Annotated in this window: 21 protein-coding genes; 12 read left to right on the forward strand and 9 right to left on the reverse strand. The window is 43.7% G+C overall.

What is annotated here, in order from left to right:
* Nucleotides 1-58: 58 nt before the first annotated feature.
* The 3 genes from csdA to AB6D07_RS02270 form a co-directional block, all read right to left on the reverse strand.
* Entirely contained in the window at nucleotides 59-1,270 is a 1,212-nt protein-coding gene (gene csdA, locus AB6D07_RS02260; RefSeq protein WP_017103944.1) for a cysteine desulfurase CsdA, read from the reverse strand.
* A gap of 86 nt (nucleotides 1,271-1,356) precedes the next feature.
* Nucleotides 1,357-2,250 (reverse strand): 2-dehydropantoate 2-reductase, encoded by an 894-nt coding sequence (gene panE / locus AB6D07_RS02265; RefSeq protein WP_017103945.1) that lies wholly within the window; start codon nucleotides 2,248-2,250, stop codon nucleotides 1,357-1,359.
* A 110-nt stretch (nucleotides 2,251-2,360) separates the two neighbouring features.
* On the reverse strand, nucleotides 2,361-3,143 hold the full coding sequence (locus tag AB6D07_RS02270) for an outer membrane protein OmpK (protein ID WP_029223107.1): 783 nt from the start codon (nucleotides 3,141-3,143) through the stop codon (nucleotides 2,361-2,363).
* Between the two features lie 583 nt (nucleotides 3,144-3,726).
* On the opposite strand from AB6D07_RS02270, the gene AB6D07_RS02275 reads away from it, so the two are divergent.
* On the forward strand, nucleotides 3,727-5,073 hold the full coding sequence (locus AB6D07_RS02275; protein WP_017103947.1) for a DUF4397 domain-containing protein: 1,347 nt from the start codon (nucleotides 3,727-3,729) through the stop codon (nucleotides 5,071-5,073).
* 77 nt (nucleotides 5,074-5,150) lie between these two features.
* Here AB6D07_RS02275 and AB6D07_RS02280 read toward each other — a convergent pair whose 3' ends face one another.
* The 4 genes from AB6D07_RS02280 to AB6D07_RS02295 all read right to left on the reverse strand — a co-directional run bounded on the left by AB6D07_RS02280 (nucleotide 5,151) and on the right by AB6D07_RS02295 (nucleotide 8,896).
* Nucleotides 5,151-6,509, reverse strand: a complete 1,359-nt coding sequence (locus AB6D07_RS02280) for an AmpG family muropeptide MFS transporter (RefSeq protein ID WP_017103948.1) — start codon at nucleotides 6,507-6,509, stop codon at nucleotides 5,151-5,153.
* Between the two features lie 51 nt (nucleotides 6,510-6,560).
* A complete protein-coding gene (locus tag AB6D07_RS02285) occupies nucleotides 6,561-7,109 on the reverse strand; it encodes a peptidylprolyl isomerase (protein WP_009848367.1) in 549 nt (182 codons plus the stop codon).
* On the reverse strand, nucleotides 7,109-7,678 hold the full coding sequence (locus tag AB6D07_RS02290; protein WP_009848368.1) for a YajG family lipoprotein: 570 nt from the start codon (nucleotides 7,676-7,678) through the stop codon (nucleotides 7,109-7,111). The genes AB6D07_RS02285 and AB6D07_RS02290 overlap by 1 nt, the downstream gene beginning before the upstream one ends.
* 66 nt (nucleotides 7,679-7,744) lie before the next feature.
* Entirely contained in the window at nucleotides 7,745-8,896 is a 1,152-nt protein-coding gene (locus AB6D07_RS02295; RefSeq protein ID WP_017103949.1) for a class I SAM-dependent methyltransferase, read from the reverse strand.
* Nucleotides 8,897-9,070: 174 nt separating this feature from the next.
* Between AB6D07_RS02295 and bolA the strand changes: the two genes are divergently transcribed.
* From bolA to nqrM, 9 genes are all read left to right on the forward strand, one after another.
* Nucleotides 9,071-9,379 (forward strand): transcriptional regulator BolA, encoded by a 309-nt coding sequence (gene bolA, locus AB6D07_RS02300; protein WP_009848370.1) that lies wholly within the window; start codon nucleotides 9,071-9,073, stop codon nucleotides 9,377-9,379.
* A gap of 519 nt (nucleotides 9,380-9,898) precedes the next feature.
* Nucleotides 9,899-11,239 (forward strand): Na(+)-translocating NADH-quinone reductase subunit A, encoded by a 1,341-nt coding sequence (locus AB6D07_RS02305; RefSeq protein ID WP_009848371.1) that lies wholly within the window; start codon nucleotides 9,899-9,901, stop codon nucleotides 11,237-11,239.
* A 5-nt stretch (nucleotides 11,240-11,244) separates the two neighbouring features.
* Nucleotides 11,245-12,489 carry an NADH:ubiquinone reductase (Na(+)-transporting) subunit B gene (locus AB6D07_RS02310; RefSeq protein ID WP_009848372.1) on the forward strand — a complete coding sequence of 415 codons (1,245 nt, stop codon included), beginning with the start codon at nucleotides 11,245-11,247 and terminating at the stop codon, nucleotides 12,487-12,489.
* On the forward strand, nucleotides 12,479-13,246 hold the full coding sequence (locus AB6D07_RS02315) for a Na(+)-translocating NADH-quinone reductase subunit C (protein ID WP_017098020.1): 768 nt from the start codon (nucleotides 12,479-12,481) through the stop codon (nucleotides 13,244-13,246). The genes AB6D07_RS02310 and AB6D07_RS02315 overlap by 11 nt, the downstream gene beginning before the upstream one ends.
* Nucleotides 13,246-13,878 carry an NADH:ubiquinone reductase (Na(+)-transporting) subunit D gene (locus tag AB6D07_RS02320; protein WP_004735210.1) on the forward strand — a complete coding sequence of 211 codons (633 nt, stop codon included), beginning with the start codon at nucleotides 13,246-13,248 and terminating at the stop codon, nucleotides 13,876-13,878. The genes AB6D07_RS02315 and AB6D07_RS02320 overlap by 1 nt, the downstream gene beginning before the upstream one ends.
* 7 nt (nucleotides 13,879-13,885) lie before the next feature.
* Entirely contained in the window at nucleotides 13,886-14,482 is a 597-nt protein-coding gene (gene nqrE, locus AB6D07_RS02325; RefSeq protein WP_009848375.1) for an NADH:ubiquinone reductase (Na(+)-transporting) subunit E, read from the forward strand.
* Nucleotides 14,483-14,511: 29 nt separating this feature from the next.
* Nucleotides 14,512-15,738: an NADH:ubiquinone reductase (Na(+)-transporting) subunit F gene (gene nqrF / locus AB6D07_RS02330; RefSeq protein ID WP_009848376.1), complete on the forward strand. Its 1,227-nt coding sequence runs from the start codon at nucleotides 14,512-14,514 to the stop codon at nucleotides 15,736-15,738.
* Nucleotides 15,739-15,912: 174 nt separating this feature from the next.
* Entirely contained in the window at nucleotides 15,913-16,917 is a 1,005-nt protein-coding gene (locus AB6D07_RS02335; protein WP_009848377.1) for an FAD:protein FMN transferase, read from the forward strand.
* A gap of 16 nt (nucleotides 16,918-16,933) precedes the next feature.
* Nucleotides 16,934-17,188 carry a (Na+)-NQR maturation NqrM gene (nqrM, locus tag AB6D07_RS02340; RefSeq protein WP_009848378.1) on the forward strand — a complete coding sequence of 85 codons (255 nt, stop codon included), beginning with the start codon at nucleotides 16,934-16,936 and terminating at the stop codon, nucleotides 17,186-17,188.
* A gap of 133 nt (nucleotides 17,189-17,321) precedes the next feature.
* Here the strand turns inward: nqrM and AB6D07_RS02345 are convergent, their stop codons facing one another.
* Complete coding sequence (locus AB6D07_RS02345; protein ID WP_009848379.1) at nucleotides 17,322-18,560, reverse strand: response regulator; 1,239 nt, start codon at nucleotides 18,558-18,560, stop codon at nucleotides 17,322-17,324.
* A gap of 163 nt (nucleotides 18,561-18,723) precedes the next feature.
* Between AB6D07_RS02345 and dinB the strand changes: the two genes are divergently transcribed.
* Nucleotides 18,724-19,800, forward strand: coding sequence for a DNA polymerase IV (gene dinB, locus AB6D07_RS02350; protein ID WP_017103950.1), 1,077 nt, complete (start codon nucleotides 18,724-18,726; stop codon nucleotides 19,798-19,800).
* Nucleotides 19,801-19,907: 107 nt separating this feature from the next.
* On the opposite strand, the gene AB6D07_RS02355 is transcribed toward dinB, so the two are convergent.
* Entirely contained in the window at nucleotides 19,908-21,842 is a 1,935-nt protein-coding gene (locus AB6D07_RS02355) for an ATP-dependent DNA helicase RecQ (RefSeq protein WP_017103951.1), read from the reverse strand.
* 145 nt (nucleotides 21,843-21,987) lie between these two features.
* Here AB6D07_RS02355 and AB6D07_RS02360 point away from each other — a divergent pair, with 145 nt between their 5' ends.
* Nucleotides 21,988-22,461, forward strand: a complete 474-nt coding sequence (locus AB6D07_RS02360) for a GreA/GreB family elongation factor (RefSeq protein ID WP_017103952.1) — start codon at nucleotides 21,988-21,990, stop codon at nucleotides 22,459-22,461.
* Nucleotides 22,462-22,502 lie beyond the last annotated feature (41 nt).

Genomic DNA, 22,502 nt, shown 5'->3' on the forward strand with positions numbered 1-22,502 from the left:
CGCTACTCGCTACTCGCTACTCGCTACTCGCTACTCGCTACTCGCTACTCGCTACTCGCTACAGCATATCAACGGCTTTTTTTATCGCCGCTACGAGCTTTTCAACATCATCTAGATTGTTATAAATACCAAATGAAATACGAACCGTTCCTTTCACATTAAGTGCATCCATTAATGGGTGAGCACAGTGGTGTCCAGCACGTACTGCGATACCTTGTTGATCCAACAGGGTTGCAATATCTTGGTGGTGAACGCCATCCATCACAAAAGTAATCACACTTGCGTTGGGTTGATAACCCAATACCTGAATATCATCCAGTTTACTGAGTGCAAGATAAGTCTCGTGCTGTAGCTGGTGAATATGATTTTCGACATCTCGTTGAGCAAAATCACTTAACCATTCTATTGCGGTACTTAATGCTATCGCTCCTGCTACATTTGGCGTGCCCGCTTCAAACTTCCCCGGCAGTTCAGAAAATGTAGTGCCAGAGAAAGACACGCGCTCAACCATTTTGCCACCGCCATGCCAAGGGGGCATCGCTTGGAGCAATTCAAGCTTGCCATAAAGCACCCCAATACCAGCTGGAGCATAGAGCTTATGTCCAGAGAACACGTAGAAATCAGCCCCTAAAGCCGCAACATCAAGGGGTTCATGAACAATACCTTGCGCTCCATCTACCACAACAATCGCATTCATCTTGTGTGCATTCTCGATCACTTCTTCAATGGGCTGACGAGAACCAGTCACATTAGTTATCTGAGCCAGAGCAACAATCTTAGTTCGTTCATTCAAAAGGGCGTCAAACGCAACAACGTCAAAGTCACAATCTGATGTCATTGGTACTTTTACGACTTTAGCACCCGTTTGTTCAGCCACAATTTGCCAAGGCACGATGTTGGCGTGATGTTCCATTTCGCTGACTAAGATCTCATCGCCAGGTTGAAGCGTGCTTCTCGCGTAAGTTTGTGCGATCAGGTTAAGTGCTTCGGTTGCACCGCGAGTCCAAATAATCTCTTTTGACGATGTCGCGCCAATAAACTGAGCGACCTTGTCTCTAGCCGATTCAAATTGACTGGTTGCTTGAGCTGTTAAGCTATGACTGCCACGGTGAACATTGGCATTTTGCTTGGAGTAATATTGGCTAATGGCATCAATAACTATCTGAGGTTTTTGTGTCGTCGCCGCGCTGTCTAAGTAAATCAACGGTTGTTGGTTAATGGTTTGTGATAGCGCAGGAAACTGCTCTCGGATGTGATTAATATCAAGCATCTATTCTTACCTAAATCTTGGAAATTGGTGCTAGCGTTATGCTGAGCGGTATCGTTATTTTATCGCGACTTTTTAACCGTTGCTGACTAATCTTGATGATTCCAGCTATTTTCTCGTTCTTTAACCTGATCGAAGAGCTTTTGGTTAACCGGAACTTCTATCTGATGCTTACGCGCGGTTTTTATTAGGTGTCCGGTAATGAAGTCGATCTCTGTCTTTCGTTGGTAAAACACATCTTGCTTCATTGAGGAATTGTTCTTTGCTGTCGCTTGAATAACCTTGTTGACGCTTGTCTCTAATTCGTCAAATGAACAAGTAATGCCTTCCGCCTGCATCACTTGCGTGAGTTCTTTAATTATAGAACTCAGAGCTTCGCTAAATCTTTTGTCAGCAAGCTCTCCGTTTTTGATTTGTTCCAACCCAGTCAGTGGGTTGATGGCACAATTCATGGCGAGCTTAGTCCAGAGTGCGGTTTTTATTTCTGGATTCCAACTCACAGCAGGTAAGGCATGCACCAACACATCAACTAAAAAAGTGCACTGTTGACCCTTGAGGTTAAAAGCACCCAATTGAGTTTGGCCGATTCCTGTGTGGGATACATTGTTGCGATTGGGTTTGAATGCCGCTTGGGTGGTGGTCGCCAATATTACCGGGTGAGCGTCAATTTGATTAGCAATGTTATCGACCGCTCCCATACCGTTGTGCATGAACATGAGGATGGTGTCAGAGTCTAGATATTGAAGTAACGGAGTGGTGGCTTCTTCTACTTGCCAAGCTTTGACCGTGAAAATAATCAAATCACTCGCTGATAGCTTTTCGATATTGTTGTTACTGAAGGAAAGAGGAGCTTGTCGATCAAGCGATAAATCAATTGAGTTATCAGTGGAACGACTCCACAAAGCCACATTATGACCAGCTTGAAGTAGTTTTATCGCCCATAAAGAGCCGATGGACCCAGGCCCAACAATAGTGATGTTCACAGCAATACCGAGATAAGAAAGTGGTGCTGCAAGGATAGCGAGGCATTAAATGAAAGCAATAAAAAATGGCACCCGAGGGTGCCATTTTGGAAACTTTCTTAGACGTTCGATTAGAACTTGTAAGTTACTGCAACGTAGTGACCAAAGCCTGTTGATTTGAATCCATCAGTATCTTTAATGCCGTAGATGTCTTTGTAACCTTTTAGGCCGTAACCAACAGCGAAACGATCTGAGTGCCAGTAGATACCATTGTACATTGCACCACCGTTACTTGCAGAAGAGTACTTGTCTTCCAGACCAAATTGGTAATCGATGTAACCTTGGTAAGAGATGAATGAACCGTTCTCGAAGAAGTAGAAAGGTTTAAACCAGTTTGCAGAAACTTGGTAACCGTTCCAATCTTTCTTGTTTGAATCGTATGTACCGTAAAGGTTTAGGCCAATTTTGCCTAACCACGGAACCATTACGTCAGAACCTAAACCAACTTTTTGAGTGTTAACGCCAGAGTTACCACCCCATTCCATAAGTGTAGATACGTAAAGCTCTTGTACTGGACCGAAAGAAAGATCTTTACCTGTAAGTCCATCTAGAGACATACGAGGCGCAAATTTCATGAACATCTTTTCAGATTTTGCTTTATCGCTGCTTGAGTCTGACGTTAGGTTGAATACGTCAACGTAACCGTAAAGATCGAAGATTCCAGAGCGACCGCCAAATTCCATCTCCAGGTAATCATGAGTTGATTCGCCCGGAAGTTCGTCAATAGCACCCATAAGGTTGAACTGCATCCATTTGTAATCGTTCTTATGGATGTCGCCGTCAGAATAATCAGCTGCCATTACAGGAGCAGATACTGCTGCAAGTAAGCCAAGAGTTAAAAGTGATTTACGCATAATGGAACTCTCTATGTTTGAAATAAGTAACCCGCTAATCCGTGCGTGTTTATATGTCCGAATGCCGAGCATAATAGCGATTTTGTTCTCAAATAAAAGTGAGACGGAGTGAAAACTATGATTATTATGGTGAGGGCGATCACACTAATGATCGAAATGATGGAACTTTAATGTTGCTATGCATCTTGATGAGTCCCTACTTCTATTGATTTTGTGAAATTCGATTATTTTGTGTATAAATTGGTGAAATACCGCTCTAAGCAAACGATTATACCAAAAAGCGTGACATGCATATCAAAATCAACAGTATTTCTTTCTAAGCGTTTTCTCGTAAAAAACACCTCACTCAGCGAACGTTTCGATCCTGCCTTTGATCCATTTCCAAGCAACTCCGTACTGAAGTTTGAATCAATTGATGAACAATTCATGTGATGATTAACCTGACTTTTAACTCTGGTTGTTTTTTCATCGCTGACAATATTGAGACCGTTTATTGCACCAATTTTGAGGCAACATTTAAAGATCTGCTCGTGAGCTTATCTTCTGTGTGACGAACTGGTCGAACTTTTTGGAGAGAAGACCAATGAAATATTCACCTATACTCGCTGTAGCGTTGTCAGCCCTATTCATTGTAGGGTGTAATGATGACGATCAACCAACAACCCAGCTGCAAGCTGTTCACGCATCGCCAGATGCTCCACTAGCTAATGTGCTAATTAATAGTCAGGCTCGTTGGACTGGGGTTGATTATGCTCAGGCATCTGGATATACCTCGGTCAATCAAGGCCAGACAACTCTACAGGTCGATGTTCAACTCCCTGGAGATGGTGTGGCGACAGTGATTCCGCCAAGCCAGTTCGATTTAAGCGGTGATTTAGATTACACGGTGATGGTGGTCGGTGATGCTGACGGTTCCAACAACCCAGTTGAGGCTCTCGTTGTGACACGACCTGCAGCAGGCACGGCGACGAGTTCGAGTTTGGATGTGCAAGTTGTTCACGCGGCAACTGGAGTTGGTGATGTGAATCTATACGTTACAGCACCGAATGATCCTCTAGGCGCACCGATTGGAACTTTGGGATACAAAGGATTTACCGATGTGCTCAATATTCCTGCTGGTCAATATCGTGTGAGATTAGAAACCGTGAGTGGAAGTGCTATTGCTTTTGACTCTGGAGAAATCACTCTGTCTGGCGGTAGCGAGTTAACTATTGCGGCAGTTCCAAGAGCGGATTCAACCAGTACGTCTCCGGTGAAGCTGATGGTAATGGATGGCAAAAGTTCATCTATAATTTACGACATGGCAGAATCTGCAGAAGTGAGAGTAGGGCATTTAGTTGATGGTGCACCCTCTGTGGATGTGTTTGTAAACTCGGCTAAGTTTGCTCCTCTTGATGCTCTAATGTTTAAAGAAGTTCGTGGCTTCTTAGATTTGGCAGCAGGCAGTTACGATATCGATATTTATGAAACAGCAACCACCTCTCCAACATTCATTGATGTTGACGGTTTAGCGGTGTTTGCCGGAATGGATTACAGTATCTATGCCGTGGGAACGGTAAGTCCTTTCAATTTGGAAGCGCTAGTTGTTCCAGAAAATCGACGCTCTGTTGCAACCAGTGCAGTATTGAACATTACTCATGCTGCAGCTAATCCAATTGCAGCCTCGGTTGATATTTATTTAACCGAGAACGTGGGAATTTCTGGAAGTACTCCTGCGTTGAGTAATGTGAAATTCAAAGATTTCGCGAATGGTATTTATGTAGCTGCGGGAACTTACTATGTGACGATTACGGTGGCTGGCGATCCATCTACTGTTGCTATTGACTCCGCGCCTGCGACCTTAGTTAACGGTGTTGTGTATCAAGTAGTGGCGATTGATGATTCGATGGGAACGGGATTTAACTTAATAGTAAGTGAAACCACAGATTAATCCGTTAAGCGTCTGCAAATAGAAAATAGAAGAGGGTAGCTCAATGCTCCCCTCTTCTCTTTTGCTTTCTTTTTCTTTTATTCGTGGTTGTTTTTCGCTTTTTCTAATAAATCAGTGAAAAAGTGGCGTAACGAATAGAGCATGATCAAACTCGGAATCACCATTAATGACGTCAGTATAAAGAAGGTTGACCAATCATTGAGGTAATCGACGAGCTCGCCACTGAATGAAGCCAGTGTTGTTCTACCGAAATTGCCTAAGGATGCTAATAAGGCATATTGCGTCGCTGAGAAAGCTTGGCCAGTCAGTAAGGTTAAAAAAGAGACAAATGCTACCGTCGAAAAGGCGGTTGTGAAGTTGTCGACAATGATAGTTGCCAAGAACAGAGTTTCACTAGGGCCAGCCTGAGCGATCCAAGCAAACATTAGGTTGCTGGCTGCCATTGCGATGCCACCAATCATTAGTCCGCGTACAATACCGAATTTCACATTGAAGATACTGCCGAGCAAGGTGAAGAATATCGTCGCGCCCCAACCGATTAACTTAGAATAGTGGCCAATCTGTTCATTGCTAAAGCCTATCTCTTTATAGAAGGTGATAGACATTCTACCCAAGAAGGCTTCACCTATCTTAAATAGGAACACAAACAGTAGAAGGGTGATGGCAACTTGAACTCCGTTTCGTTTGAAGAAATCATAAAACGGTTCTAGCACTGTAACGCTGAACCAAGCGACGACTTTTGAACCCACAACTATGTTGTGACGTTGTTGTGCTTGTTCTTGCAGGGCTTCGCGTTGTGTATTGGGTTCTCCGACAAAAAGAGTAAACAGCATTAACACGACAACCACACCAGCCATACCGTAATACACACCATTCCAACCGATTGAGTCAGCATTGATAAAAGCAAGATAACCTGGAAGAGAATAGCCAGTCCACCATCCCATCACGGCCATTGCGGATGCTTGTGGCAACTTTGATGCTTCCGATTTTGGAAATGAATCAATACGGAAGGCATCTATTGCGACATCTTGAGTTGCTGAGGCGATAGCTATTCCGAGAGCAAGCATAGAGGTGAACATCAAGTCATTGGCTGGGTTGACTCCAGCAATGAACAGAGTACAGATCAATACCAAGCTTTGGCACAAGAATATCCAACTGCGTCGTTGGCCTAATATCGCGTGTAAAACTGGCAGTTTGACTCGGTCTACCAACGGTGCCCATAAAAAGTTAATAGCATAGACAGCAAACACACTGCCGAAATAACCGATCGCAGCACGAGTTAAACCGGCATCTTTTAGCCAACCAGACATGTTGGATCCAATCAGAACCCATGGGAAGCCACTCGAACAACCGAGCATAAACACCCAAAGTAGACGTTTGTCTAAGTAGCTGCGGAAAGTTTGCATCCAAGAAAGAGAGGGGGTGCCTGATGACATGGGGCGTCCTTGTATAGAAAACGCCCTTAAGAATAAGGGCGTTACATTGGATTACTTAAGAAGGGTCACTTTAGTGATGACGATTGGGTCGACAGGAATGTCTGACATGCGGCCCATTCGCTTGGTTGGAATGGTTGCCATCTTCTGAACAACGTCAAAACCATCGGTTACTTTACCAAACACAGCGTAACCAGGATTACCGCCTTTCGCGTTTAAGAAATCGTTGTCTGCAAAGTTAATGAAGAACTGGCGAGTTGCAGAATCTGGTGCATTGGTGCGAGCCATTGCGATCGTTGCAGTATCATTCTTCAGGCCATTACTGCCTTCATTTTTGATAGGCGCATAAGTTGCTAATTGCTTCATATCTTGATCGAAGCCACCACCCTGAGCCATAAAGCCCGGGATCACACGGTGAAACTGAGTGCCTTCGTAGCTACCGTCAGCAACATATTTCAGAAAGTTATCAACACTAACCGGTGCTTGCTCTTGGTTTAGCTCGATAGTGAAGCCGCCTAATGTTGTTTCTACGTTCACTTTAGGACCAGCCCAAACGCTTACGCTCACCAGCATCAATGCGATAGAAGATAGAATGCGCCCCATTAGAAACGTTCCTTCATGTAAGTTTGCAGCTCTTGGTCATTGGCAATCTCTTTAAGAACTAAGTCGATAACATCGTTTAGTACCATTGCGATATCGTCATTTGATGCACTTAATGCACCTGTGCGAGTTGCTGTACCATTGAATGTCTTAACTAGCTTGCCTTCAGGCGTTTCAGCGGTTACTTCAAGAGTTACTTTACCATCCATTTGGTTTTCCATGATGGTGTGCTTGACGGTAACAAGCGCTTCTTGAATCTCTAAAACAATTGAGTTTTCACTGTTAACGCTTGCACGAAAACCTTGAGACTCCAATTGTTGAGCAATAGCGTTTTCTAGAGAAATACGCATGTTTTGCTTAGCGTGAATTGGCTGAATGTTTGAACGGCCACTATCAACCAATGCAACATATTGAGCGGCACGAACATCTTTACTGGTTAGTGTGTATGTTTTGCCTTGTACAAGGTTGCTTGAGCTTAGTGAAGCTTCTGGCATTACGTTGATCTGTTCTTGCTGAGGGGCTGAACATGCTGTCAAAGCCAAAATAGAAGCAGCCAAAATCAGTTTTTTCATTCCTTTATCCTTTCTAAATTCACACCAGGAGCTCGGTATCTTAAATTCTTGTGACGTCGTTTCTGCTTATTTATTAAAATTCGCAGGTTCTCTTGTTGCTTGTAATATCTCAAATTTCTGGTTTAGTTCAAGCGTTTCAACGTTTGCTTCACCAAATAGTCTTGCTAGTTTGACATCGTATCCGAGGTGTCGGTTACCAATAACAATTAATTTGCCTCCGTTGCTAAGAACATGCTTTGCATCACAGAACATTTGCCATGCAATGTGATCTGTAATCGCTTGTTGTTGGTGGAACGGAGGGTTACACATAACTAAGTAAGTGCTGTTTTTCTTAAAACCATCTAAACAGTTATTGGCGATGAACTGGAAATTACCTTCTTCGCCAAGGTTATCCTTAATATTTTGGCGCGCTGATTCCACTGCCATAAAGCTTTCATCAACACAGGTGATACGTGCTTGTGGGTTTAATTGCCCAGCTTTTACACTCAATACACCGTTGCCACAACCTAGGTCGATGATATGACGCAGTTCAGGATCTTGAGGGATGTGCTCTAGCATATAGCGAGCGCCTTGATCGAGTGCCTCGCCTGAGTAAACGTTCGGTAAATTTTTCAGGCGAATATCTTCACCGTCGACATCCCATTCAACAAAAGGTTCGACCGTTTGAAGCGGCTGACAATTTGGTGAAGAGAAAACCAAGCGATGTTTCTTCTTCGCTAGAGAAGTTTTGGTTTCACCTAGGTATTTTTCGAAAATATTAAGTGTAGATGTGTGGATGTCCTTTACTTTGTTTACACCGATGACTTGGCAGCCTTCTGGCAACGCTTGGCGTAGTTGGCTCAATTGCCATACTAGATGACGGTTTGTTTTCGGTAGTTGCATGATCACAAGATCGATACCGTGTGGGATATCATCCATCGTATTCAGGAAGTTCACACGGTTACTTTGATTGCGCTGCAAGTTTTTTAGCGCACCGCGATGAGAGATAAACGAGTCGCTCATCATGGTGACATCGTGATCTTTAGAGAACCATGCTGACAGGGCACCGAAGCTATCGTTCATGATCAGGATGTGTTTGCCAGGTTCCAGATTCATCTCTTCAACGTGACTAATAATGTATTCGTCGCCCGCATCCCAAGCTTGAAGGGTTTCATTTGAACGGTTGGGGAAACGATGTAAGGTCAAAGTTCTATCGAGAAGAGTAAGTTCGGTTTTCATAGCTTGAGATACTTATGTAAGAAATAACAAAGATATTGTCTCAAATGCAGCCTGAACAAGATAGAAAAAACTCAACCAAACCTAAGTCGTTCGTTATGAAATACTCAGACAGTCGACCAGTTAGGGTTTATACTTCCCCCACAGATAATGCCAATACGTTATTAAGGAATCATAATGATCCAAGAAGTTATCGAAACAAAATTGCACAATGAGTTTTCACCAAGTCATTTAAACGTGGTCAATGAGAGCTACATGCACAATGTTCCGGCTGGTTCTGAGAGTCATTTTAAAGTGATTGTTGTCAGCGATGCGTTTGAAGGCTTGCGCCTTATTGGTCGTCATCGAGCGGTAAATAAAGCACTTTCAGAAGAGCTAGCGAATAATATTCACGCACTATCTATTCACACTTATACAAAAGATGAATGGATGAAGCAACTCGATAACGTGCCAGACAGCCCTATGTGTATGGGCGGTGGTAAGTAATAAAACTAACTGATAGAAGAGGTGGCGATGCTGCCTTTTTTATCGCCAGGCTGATGTGTTTTTAGGGTTTATATCACTCAAATTGATGTCAAATTAGGCGTCTTTAAATACCCACAATGAGTAATGTTTTTATTAACAGTGTTTCAACATAACTCGTAAAATATTAGTTTGTGACAGAGTATTAATCTCTTGTTTAAAACACGATTCAAAAGCCATTTTATCTGTGCGGCTCGTCAAATTTATACATATTTGAGAGTCCATATGCTTCAAATCTCACCAAATTAAGGCCGTATTCAAGTTATTGGTCATGGCATCAAGTTGTCAAAAAATGCTAGAATACGGCACCTGATAAATCTCACATAATCTTTGTGATGAGTTTATTAATGTAATGTTGCGATTTTGGTATCTCGAATTTACCAAAACCGGACACTGTAATGTCGTGTCTAAGGGCGATTTTAAAACGTCCCGAATTTACGCAATTAAAAGAATCTTTTTCCCGATAAAGTAGTGCAAGTGCGTATGATTACAATAAAGAAGGGTTTGGATCTTCCTATCGCAGGAACTCCATCCCAGGTGATTAATGATGGTAAGTCCATCACTAAAGTCGCCTTGCTTGGCGAAGAGTACGTTGGTATGCGTCCTACGATGCATGCTCGCGTTGGTGATGAAGTGAAGAAAGGCCAAGTTCTTTTTGCAGATAAAAAGAACCCAGGTGTTGTATTTACTTCTCCAGCAAGCGGTAAAGTTATTGAAGTGAACCGTGGTGCTAAGCGTGTTCTTCAATCAGTAGTGATTGAAGTAGCAGGCAATGAGCAAATCACGTTCAATAGCTATGAAGCTAACCAACTAGTAAGTCTTGACCGTGAAACGGTTAAAACTCAGTTAGTTGAGTCTGGCGCATGGACCGCTTTGCGAACTCGTCCGTTCAGCAAGGTTCCAGCAGTTGATTCTGAAACTCAGGCTATTTTCGTTACTGCTATGGATACTAATCCGCTAGCAGCTGAGCCAGAATTAATCATTAACGAGCAGTCTGATGCTTTCGTTGCTGGTTTAGATCTTCTTTCAACTCTGACTAACGGTAAAGTGTACGTTTGTAAAAAAGGTACTAGCTTACCTCGTTCAGCTCAGTCTAACGTTGAAGAACATGTTTTTGATGGCCCACACCCTGCAGGTCTTGCAGGCACGCATATGCATTACCTATATCCGGTAAATGCACAAAATGTAGCGTGGAGCATTAACTACCAAGATGTTATCGCATTCGGTAAGCTTTTCCTTACTGGTGAGATTTACTCTGAGCGTGTTGTTTCTCTGGCTGGTCCAGTGGTGAATAACCCACGTCTAGTTCGTACTCAAATTGGTGCTAGCCTTGAAGAGTTGACAGACAGCGAGTTAATGCCAGGCGAAGTTCGTGTGATTTCTGGTTCTGTACTTACGGGTACTGAAGCAACAGGTCCACATGCTTTCCTTGGTCGTTACCATCAGCAAGTTTCTGTTCTACGTGAAGGTCGTGATAAAGAGCTATTCGGCTGGGCTATGCCTGGTAAGAACAAGTTCTCTGTTACTCGTTCATTCCTTGGTCACCTGTTTAAAGGTCAGTTGTTCAACATGACAACGACGACAAACGGTAGTGACCGCTCAATGGTTCCAATTGGTAACTACGAGCGCGTAATGCCTCTAGATATGGAACCTACATTGCTGCTTCGTGATCTATGTGCAGGCGACATTGATAGTGCTCAAGCACTTGGTGCGCTAGAACTAGACGAAGAAGATGTAGCATTGTGTACCTTTGTATGTCCAGGTAAGTACGAGTACGGTCAACTACTTCGTGAATGCCTAGATACGATTGAGAAGGAAGGGTAATTTTCATGGGCCTTAAAAAGTTTCTTGAAGACATCGAGCATCATTTTGAGCCAGGTGGTAAACACGAGAAGTGGTTTGCGCTTTACGAAGCAGCAGCGACAGTGTTTTACACGCCAGGTCTTATCACAAAGAAAAGCTCACACGTTCGTGATAGCGTTGATTTAAAACGTATCATGATCATGGTTTGGTTCGCGGTATTCCCAGCAATGTTCTGGGGTATGTACAACGCGGGTGGCCAAGCTATCGCTGCACTTAACCATATGTACGCAGGCGCTGAACTAGCATCTGTTATCAGTGGTAACTGGCACTACTGGCTAACCGAAATGCTTGGAGCCTCCTTAGGGCCCGATGCAGGTGTTGGCAGCAAGATGCTACTTGGTGCTACATACTTCCTACCTATCTACGCAACGGTATTCATCGTTGGTGGTTTCTGGGAAGTTCTGTTCTGTATGGTGCGTAAGCACGAAGTAAACGAAGGTTTCTTTGTTACTTCTATCTTATTTGCGCTTATCGTTCCGCCAACGCTTCCTCTATGGCAAGCAGCACTAGGTATTACCTTCGGTGTTGTTGTGGCGAAAGAGATCTTCGGTGGTACGGGTCGTAACTTCCTGAACCCTGCACTTGCTGGCCGTGCGTTCCTATTCTTTGCATACCCTGCACAGATTTCAGGTGACGTAGTTTGGACTGCTGCAGATGGTTTCTCTGGTGCAACTGCTCTTAGCCAATGGGCTCAAGGCGGCGGTAGCGCACTAATGAACGTGACATCAGGTGAAGCAATCACTTGGATGGACGCATTCATTGGTAACATCCCAGGTTCTATCGGTGAAGTATCAACTCTAGCACTTATGATTGGTGCAGCGATGATCGTTTACATGCGTATCGCTTCATGGCGCATCATTGCTGGTGTAATGATCGGTATGATTGCTGTGTCTACGCTGTTCAACGTGATCGGTTCTGATACTAACGCAATGTTCAGCATGCCTTGGCATTGGCACCTAGTTCTAGGTGGCTTCGCATTCGGTATGTTCTTCATGGCGACTGACCCAGTATCAGCTTCATTTACCAACAAAGGTAAGTGGTGGTACGGCATCCTAATCGGCGCAATGTGTGTAATGATTCGTGTAGTTAACCCTGCATACCCAGAAGGCATGATGCTTGCGATTCTATTCGCAAACCTATTTGCTCCTCTGTTTGACCACGTTGTAATCGAGAAGAACATTAAGCGGAGACTAGCGCGCTATGGCAAGTAATAACGATAGCATTAAAAAGACGCTGTTTGTTGTTATCGCATTGAGCCTAGTGTGCTCAATCATCGTTTCAACAGCTGCAGTTGTTCTTAAACCTAAGCAGCAAGCTAACGCAGTTCTGGATCAGCAAACTAAGATCCTTGAAGTTGCGGGTATTGAGCTTGCAGGTGATATCCCAGCACTCTACGCAGAGAACATCGAACCTCGTCTAGTTGATTTCGCTACTGGCGATTTCGTTGACGGCGATGCTGCTGCATACGACCAACGTAAAGCGGCAAAAGATCCAGCTCAGTCAATCAAGCTTTCAGCTGAAGATGACATCGCTAAGATCATTCGTCGTGCTAACACGGGTACTGTATACCTAGTGAAAGATGGCGCTGAGACTTCTAAAGTTATCATCCCTGTTCACGGTAACGGCCTTTGGTCAATGATGTACGCATTCGTTGCGGTAGAAACTGATGGCAACACAGTTTCTGGTATCACTTACTACGAGCAAGGTGAAACTCCTGGACTTGGTGGTGAAGTTGAGAACCCAACTTGGCGCGCTCAATTCGTTGGTAAGAAATTATTCGACGAAAACCACAAACCTGCTATTCAGGTTGTTAAAGGTGGCGCTCCTCAAGGTTCTGAGCACGGTGTAGATGGCCTTTCTGGTGCAACACTGACTAGCGTTGGTGTTCAACATACATTTGACTTCTGGTTAGGTGATATGGGCTTTGGTCCGTTCCTAGCAAAAGTTCGTGACGGAGGTCTGAACTAATGTCTAGTGCAAAAGAAATTAAAAAGAGCATCTTAGCGCCTGTGTTGGATAACAACCCAATCGCGCTACAGGTTCTTGGTGTGTGTTCTGCTCTTGCAGTAACCACTAAGCTAGAAACAGCATTTGTTATGACTATCGCGGTAATGTTCGTTACTGCTCTGTCTAACTTCTTCGTTTCTTTAATCCGTAACCACATTCCTAACAGTGTGCGTATCATCGTTCAGATGGCAATTATCGCATCATTAGTAATCGTGGTAGACCAAGTGCTTAAAGCATACCTATACGATATCTCTAAGCAGCTATCTGTATTCGTTGGCCTAATCATTACTAACTGTATTGTAATGGGTCGTGCTGAAGCATTCGCAATGAAGTCTGCGCCAATCCCATCGTTTATCGACGGTCTTGGTAACGGTCTTGGTTACGGTTTCGTTCTTATCACTGTTGGTTTCTTCCGTGAGCTTCTAGGCTCTGGCAAACTATTTGGTATGGAAGTACTACCTCTAGTGAGCAACGGTGGTTGGTATCAGCCAAACGGCTTGATGCTTCTAGCACCTTCAGCATTCTTCCTAATTGGTTTCTTGATTTGGGCAATTCGTGTGTTCAAACCAGAACAAGTAGAAGCGAAGGGGTAAGGTAGTCATGGAACATTATATTAGTCTGCTAGTTAAATCGATTTTCATCGAAAACATGGCGCTTTCTTTCTTCCTAGGTATGTGTACGTTCCTAGCGGTATCTAAGAAAGTTAAAACTTCTTTTGGTCTTGGTGTTGCGGTAGTTGTAGTACTTACAATTGCTGTTCCTGTAAACAACCTTGTTTACACACACATCCTGAAAGAAAACGCGCTTGTTGAAGGTGTCGATTTAAGTTTCCTTAACTTCATCGCATTCATCGGTGTTATCGCGGCACTTGTACAAATCCTAGAGATGGTTTTAGACCGTTTCTTCCCACCTTTGTACAACGCACTAGGTATCTTCCTTCCACTGATCACAGTTAACTGTGCAATCTTTGGTGGTGTATCTTTCATGGTAACGCGTGACTACAACTTTGCTGAATCTGTTGTTTACGGCTTCGGTTCTGGTGTGGGTTGGATGTTAGCTATCGTTGCTCTTGCGGGTATCCGTGAGAAGATGAAGTACTCTGACGTACCTCCAGGTCTTCGTGGCCTTGGTATCACGTTCATTACTGTTGGTCTGATGGCGTTAGGCTTTATGTCTTTCTCTGGTGTTCAACTGTAGGGTAAGCACCCAGTAATAAGGAATAACAAATGCAAAGCATTATTCTTGGCGTAGCGATGTTTACCATTATTGTATTGGCTCTAGTACTAGTGATTCTTTTCGCTAAGTCTAAGCTAGTACCATCAGGTGACATCACTATTGCTGTAAACGGCGACCCTGAAAAGGCGATCGTTACTCAGCCTGGTAGCAAGCTACTTGGTGCCCTAGCTGGCGCAGGTATCTTCGTATCTTCTGCTTGTGGTGGCGGTGGCTCTTGTGGTCAGTGTCGTGTAAAAGTTAAGTCTGGTGGTGGCGACATCCTTCCAACTGAACTTGATCACATCACAAAAGGTGAAGCTCGCGAAGGCGAACGTCTTGCATGTCAAGTTGCTATGAAAACTGACATGGAGATTGAACTAGACGAAGATATCTTTGGTGTGAAGAAGTGGGAATGTACTGTTATCTCTAACGATAACGAAGCTACTTTCATCAAAGAATTGGCTCTAGCTATCCCTGAAGGTGAAGAAGTTCCGTTCCGCGCGGGTGGTTACATTCAGATTGAAGCTGAACCACATCACGTGAAATACGCAGATTACGATATTCCTGAGGAATACCGTGGTGACTGGGATAAGTTCAACTTGTTCCGTTACGAGTCTATCGTTAAAGAGCATTCGATCCGTGCTTACTCTATGGCTTCATACCCAGAAGAGAAAGGCATCATCAAGCTTAACGTGCGTATCGCAACTCCGCCGCCAAACAACCCTGACGTAGCTCCTGGTGTGATGTCTTCATACATCTGGTCTCTTAAAGAAGGCGACAAATGTACTATTTCTGGTCCATTTGGTGAGTTCTTTGCTAAAGACACAGACAATGAAATGGTATTCATCGGTGGTGGTGCAGGTATGGCGCCAATGCGTTCACATATCTTCGACCAACTTAAGCGTCTTAACTCTACTCGTAAGATGTCTTACTGGTACGGTGCACGTTCTAAGCGTGAGATGTTCTACATTGAAGACTTCGACGGCCTAGCAGCTGCAAACGAAAACTTCGTGTGGCATTGTGCTCTGTCTGATCCTCAACCAGAGGACAACTGGGACGGTTACACTGGTTTCATCCACAACGTATTGTACGAAAACTACCTGAAGGATCACGAAGCTCCTGAAGACTGTGAGTACTACATGTGTGGTCCACCAATGATGAACGCGGCTGTGATCGGCATGCTGAAAGATCTTGGTGTAGAAGATGAAAACATCCTACTAGATGACTTCGGTGGTTAATCCATTTAAGTGATTGATATTATGGCTGACTCTTACGAGTCAGCCATTTGTTTTTCTAAGACTACTCGTGACAACAAACTGGCTTATATAAGAAAGAGTAAGGCATTTAAAATACCTATTTTTCACTCTTATTTTTCCTTATATAAATCCTCAACATTAGACAGGAGTAAGCAAGTGAGAATTTGGCTTGTTGCATTAACTTCTTTAATTTTTCTTGCGGGCTGTGAGCAGGCAAGAGAGCAAGTACATTTAAGTGGTCCGACAATGGGGACCAGTTATAACATTAAGTACATCAATGGCGATGAATTTCCTGAGTCTAAAGAAGTTCATACCGAGATCGATCGTCTACTTGAAGAAGTAAATGATCAAATGTCGACTTACCGTGAAGATTCAGAGCTGAGCCGTTTCAACCAACATAAAGGTGCGGACGCATTCGAAGTATCTGAACAAACCGCTATCGTTGTGAAAGAAGCGATTCGTTTGAACGGTCTTACTGAAGGTGCGTTGGATGTGACGGTTGGTCCATTAGTTAACTTGTGGGGTTTTGGTCCAGAAGCACGTCCTGAAGTGGTTCCATCAGACGAAGAGCTTGCGGCTCGTAAGGCTAAGATTGGTATTCACCACTTAAGCGTTGAAGGTAATAAGCTCAGCAAAGATTTGCCTAACTTGTATGTTGACCTTTCGACTATCGCAAAAGGTTGGGGCGTGGATGTCGTTGCTGACTACCTCGATTCAATTGGCATTCATAACTACATGGTAGAAGTGGGCGGTGAAATCCGTTTGAAGGGCTTAAACCGTGAAAGTGTGGGTTGGCGTATCGCCATCGAGAAGCCAAGTGTTGACGAGCGCAACATTCAAGAGATCATCGAGCCTGGTGATATGGCGATCGCAACGTCTGGCGACTACCGAAACTATTTTGAGCGTGATGGTGTTCGTTATTCACACATCATCAACCCAGAAACAGGTAAGCCGCTTCATCACAAAGTGGTTTCAGTGACTGTTTTAAACCCGTCTTCAATGACTGCAGACGGTTTATCTACTGGCCTTATGGTCTTAGGTGAAGAAAAAGGACTGGAAGTCGCAAACCAACATAACATCCCAGTGTTCATGGTGGTAAAAACAGCTGATGGCTTTAAAGAAATTGCTTCAGAAGCATTTAAGCCATACTTAGGTAAATAAGGTAAGCGAGATAATTATGAATACATTTCTGATTACATTTGGTGTTTTTCTTGCAGTAATCGCAGCGATGTCAATTGGCTATATTATCCAAAAGAAAGTTGTGAAAGGTAGCTGTGGTGGCTTAGGTGCTGTTGGTATTGATAAAGTATGTAACTGCCCTGAACCTTGTGATGCGCGTAAAAAACGTGAAGCACGTGAAGCATACCGTGAAGAGAAACTGGCAGAACGTCAACAAAAAGAAGCGGCTTGGAGTAAAGACCGTATCGCTTAATTGGTGACAGTCATAGGGGAATAGAGTTGTCTATGCCCTTAGAATAAGAAGCTCAAGATTATCGTCTTGAGCTTTTTTTGTTTGAGTGAACTGTCTATTTTGGAATGCTAAAAACGGAAACAAAAACGAATTTCTAGTGGTCGATTTGCATGTTATTGCGCGCAAAGACCAGTTGGTTCCTACCTTGTTCTTTTGCAGTATAAAGTAGTTCGTCCGCGGCTTTTATTTGCTCATCCAAACTGCCAACTAAGTCGCTTAACCCGATACTCATGCTGACTTTAATCCGTTGTGAGTCATGAATAACTTCTTGGTTTTGTATCGCAATCCTCATTGACTCTAGCGTGTCGACAAATTCTTCAAATGGTCGGCATGATTGAATGCAGAACTCTTCACCGCCGAAACGAACGGCGACATCATCTTTAAAATGATTTTTGATGATCTTTCCGACTTCAATGAGTACCGCATCGCCACCATCATGACCGTAGGTATCATTCACCTTTTTAAAGAAGTCTATATCCATCATGGCGATGCTGCGATGTTCGCAGCCTTTACATGTTTGATTGAATAGATAACGACGGTTCCAAAGCCCGGTCAGAGCATCTTCATTTGCATGACGAAATAGTTCATTGGTGGCCTCTTTCATATCGAGTAGCTGATGAATACGGCAGAAAAACTCTTCTTGGTTAAATGGCTTGTAAAGGAAGTCGTTGGCACCAGCCTTAAGGAAACGAGCTGTCATGGTTCGGTCGTCACTGCCAGATAGCCCAAGAATAGCGAGTTGATTACGATCATGGTGTACTCGAATGTCACGGGTCATCGAAATGCCATCTTTGTTTGGCATGTCATGATCGGTAACGACGAAAGTGATGTCGGGGTCGTTTTGGAGAAGCTCTAGTGCTTGTTCGCCATCTTCCGCTTGAATCGTTTGAATATATTGGTGCTCAAGAAGTTGCACTACATATCGACGAACAACCGCAGAATCATCAACAACCAAGGCTTTATGATATCGGTTATTTGAGATTCGATTAACCAGAGGAAGCAAATAACTGACTGATGACATGCTGTCTTTGAGGATGTAATCAATCACACCCTTCGCGAGTACTTGTTCTCGAAGTGTGTTGTTGAACATGCCGGTTAGGACTATGATTTTTTGTTGATAGCCGAGTACCAAATCAATGATCTCGCCATCTTGACCATCTGGTAAGCAGTAATCGAGCACCGCGCACAAGAAATCCGTATCTTGTTCTAAGATAGCTTTAGCTTCAGCCACTGATTCAGCCAGCGCAACCTCATAGCCATCATTTTTAAATTGCTGGTACAGGTAGTTTCTGAATGCACGACTATCTTCGACTACTAGTATTTTATCACTCAAAAGTTATCCCTACTTATAGGTTAAATACTCTCTAACAATACTATCAGAATAGTAAGTGGCTAATGAAGTTAAAGCTATTTAGCTGGGCTCCAGATCATTTTAAATCTGAGGATAATTGATTATACTGTTTATAAATACAGTTGTAAGGTTGGGTTATTCCTAGATGTGTAGTGCGAGTGAAGAGAAAGTAAGAAAGATAATCCACGTTGATATGGACTGTTTTTACGCAGCTGTTGAAATGAGAGATAATCCTGCTTACCGAAATCGACCACTTGCAGTTGGGGGGCATGAAAAGCAGCGTGGCGTTTTGAGTACCTGTAATTACGAAGCTCGCAAGTTTGGTATTCGTTCTGCAATGCCGACGGGAAAGGCGCTGCAGCTTTGTCCCAATCTGTTGGTTGTTCCTGGGAGGATGTCGGTCTACGTTGAGATATCGAAAAAGATTCGCGAGATTTTTTCTCGATATACATCCATCATTGAACCTCTGTCTTTAGATGAAGCTTTTCTTGATGTCACGGATTCGACGCTGTGTCGTGGCTCGGCATCACTGATTGCCGAATCAATTCGTCGCGATATCTGGAGTGAACTTAACCTGACCGCTTCTGCTGGTATTGCGCCGATTAAATTTTTGGCGAAGGTGGCCTCGGATCTGAATAAGCCCAATGGTCAGTTTGTAATACCTCCACAAGACGTACAATTAGTGATAGATGAATTGCCACTCGAAAAAATCCCAGGCGTTGGCAAGGTCAGTATTGAAAAGCTCCATCAAGCTGGCTTCTTTACTTGTAAGGACATTAAGGAATCTGACTATCGAGATCTATTGCTCAGGTTTGGCCGTCAAGGCGCATCACTCTGGAAGCGCAGCCATGGTATTGATGACAGAGAAGTTATTATTGAGCGTGAACGAAAATCGGTAGGTGTGGAGCGAACTTTTACTCAGAATATTTCTACTTACGCAGAATGTTGGCAGGTAATAGAAGACAAGCTTTTTCCTGAGCTTGAAACACGTCTAGAGAAAGCTAGCCCAAGTAAAGCGATCATCAAGCAGGGCATTAAGCTCAAGTTTGCCGACTTCCAGCAAACCACTATTGAGCACATACACGCCTCTCTCGATCGAGAGCACTTTAAAGAACTGTTGAGTGAGATACTTAAAAGGCAGCAAGGGCGAGAAATACGCCTGCTTGGTTTAAGCGTAATGCTACAACCCAAAGACCAGATGCGTCAGTTGAGTTTCTTCTAGGGAAGGCGCTGAGAGTTTAGATTTAGAGGTGTTGTTGGAAGTGCTAGAGTTTGAATACCGACTAGACTCCACAGCCTAGTCAGTTCTATATCAATACGTGATATGCCTTATCTAGGAAGTTGTTTAACTCGCGCTAAGGTATCACTGAATGGTTGTTGCTCTAGCTTTCCGTATCCAACCATTTTGCTGGCTTTAAGCTTAGTTGAAAGTGGAGTTGCGATTCCGCATAGAAAACGAGTAATGGCTTCGTCGGTGATCAATTGTTGGCTTGCGGAAATGAACTCATGGGTCCATGTCATTACCGTTTCATCATCAATAGGCTCAACATCAACGGTTGGTAATATTGCTACTTGACCGCGACATACTGAGCAGTGACCACACTTGGCTGGCGCTTTATCATCGGCGAAGTAACTCGCAAGGCGAGAGCTTAGGCAGGTATCAGCCTCAAAGAAGCTCAGCATTTGGTTAAGGCGGTTTATCTCACTGTTCTCTTTTGCCTTAAACAATTCAGTTAGACGTTCCGATAACTGCATCATGTCTTCAGTGGTGTTGTGGATCGCATACACATCTGTGATCTGCTTACTTTCCAACTCAATCCAACCTTGTTCATTGAAGTAATCGATTGCCGCAATCACACGCTGACGATCAGTCTGGAAGTGTGTCCACAGTGCGTCGAAGTCGACTTGGCACCATACTCTTGCTTGAGGAGAACATTGGAAAATCGCTTCCACAAAATGACGACGTTCGCCTTGGAATTGTTCGGTGATCTGCTGCTTAGTACGTATGAATTTAAATTTGTAGTCAGCAAAGTAGCTGTATTTAGGCTCAATCACGCCTTCAATTTCGAGATACACCAGTAGCGTTTTAAGTGGTAACTGACGAATGTTGGACTCACGCGATAGTTGGTTGAGCATGATTTCCCATTGGTTTGCGCCAGAAGCCGCAATGTTTTGGTTTTCGTATATTTCTTTTAAGACCGTTTGAATTGATATGTTGTCTGGCGTATCACCAAAAACGAAGTTCTCGAGTGTGCTCAAACCATGTTTGTTAGCCAGTAAAATACATTCAGACGCTTGCCCATCTCGGCCAGCTCTGCCGATTTCTTGTGAGTAGTTCTCTATCGATTTTGGTAAGTCAAAGTGAATCACTCGGCGAATGTTGGACTTATCCACGCCCATACCAAAAGCAATGGTTGCCACGATACAGCTCACTTCATCATTCATGAATTGATGTTGAATGGCATCTCTGTTTTCAGGCTTAAGACCCGCATGGTAAGCCACGGCATTAACGCCAGCATTACGGAGTTGCTGAGCCACCATCTCTGCTGTCTGTTGAAGGGTGACATAAACAATAGTCGGAGCGAGAGAAGCTTGGTTAACGACATTGCACAAGGTTTCTAGTTTGCTGGTTTGTTCGCAAGGTTGAATCGACAGGTCGAGGTTTTGACGATAGAAACCCGTAACCACAACGCGTTCCTCATCAATTTCAAACTTCGACTTCATATCTTGGATAACCGATGTCGTCGCAGTAGCTGTCAGTAGCAGTACTTGTGGAATATTGAGCTGCTTTTGGTATTGGGGAAGCTTCAGGTAGTCTGGTCTGAAGTTGTGCCCCCATTCTGATATACAGTGTGCTTCATCAACTACGAGCATAGAGATGGGAACTTGGGAGATAAACTGACGAAAGCGTTCATTCTTCAAGCGCTCAACAGAGATCATTAGAATTTTAGTATCGCCGTTGCGCACGGATTGCATCACCTGCTGTGTGGTTTGTCTGTCTTGGCTTGATTCGATTGCAGCCGCGCTTATTCCCTTACTGTGTAAGAAGCTGAGCTGGTCTTTCATTAAGGCTAACAATGGTGATATCACTAAGGTTAAGTGTGGCAACTCTAATGCTGGCAATTGATAGCAAAGCGACTTGCCTGAGCCTGTTGGGAATATAGCGGCAGTCGAGTGACCAGATAGAACATTATCAATGACTTGCTTTTGCCCATTACGCAGTGAGTCGAATCCGAATACTTGTTTTAGCTTCTGCTCAATCATTTATGTTCTACCTGAGTTATTAAGTGTCGTATTGATGTTAAAGCGGGCGCCTATTGATGATTGCGTCGCTTGATGAATCAAATGTCTTGCACCTGATTGTACCTAATTCTATTCTGTAGCTCCTATAGAAAAGCACCCCAATAGTATGAATAAGTCTGAGCTTCGCCAAATAATCATAGAGCAACTCGAATCCCGATTACGTATTGCACAATCTGCTACTCAACGCGCTATTGATGCGGCGACCGATGAAGAGACTGTGCCTGAGCATAAGTACGACACTCTGGCTCTAGAAGCTTCGTACCTTGCTCACGGTCAAGCTGTAAGAGTGCAAGAGTGTGAAGATGACATTCAGTGTTATCGTAACTTAGTGCTGCGTGATAGAGAGAAGATTACAGTGAGCAGCTATGTTGTGGTCATTGATGAGCATGATCAATATAAACACTTTTTCATGGGGCCGAGAGTCGGTGGGCTTTCTGTTACGTGGAATAACAATGAAGTTGCTATCGTGACGGAAAATGCACCTTTTGGTCAGGCTCTAATGGGGAAAGAAGTCGGTGATGAGATTGAGTTTAAGGTCGCAGATAAACAGTTTTGCTATGAAGTAATATCTATCGACTAACTGAGTAACGGATATATATAAAACGTTTCTCTGACAAAGAA

The sequence above is a fragment of the Vibrio sp. 10N.239.312.C11 genome, from assembly GCF_041466065.1.
GTDB lineage: Bacteria > Pseudomonadota > Gammaproteobacteria > Enterobacterales > Vibrionaceae > Vibrio > Vibrio tasmaniensis_A.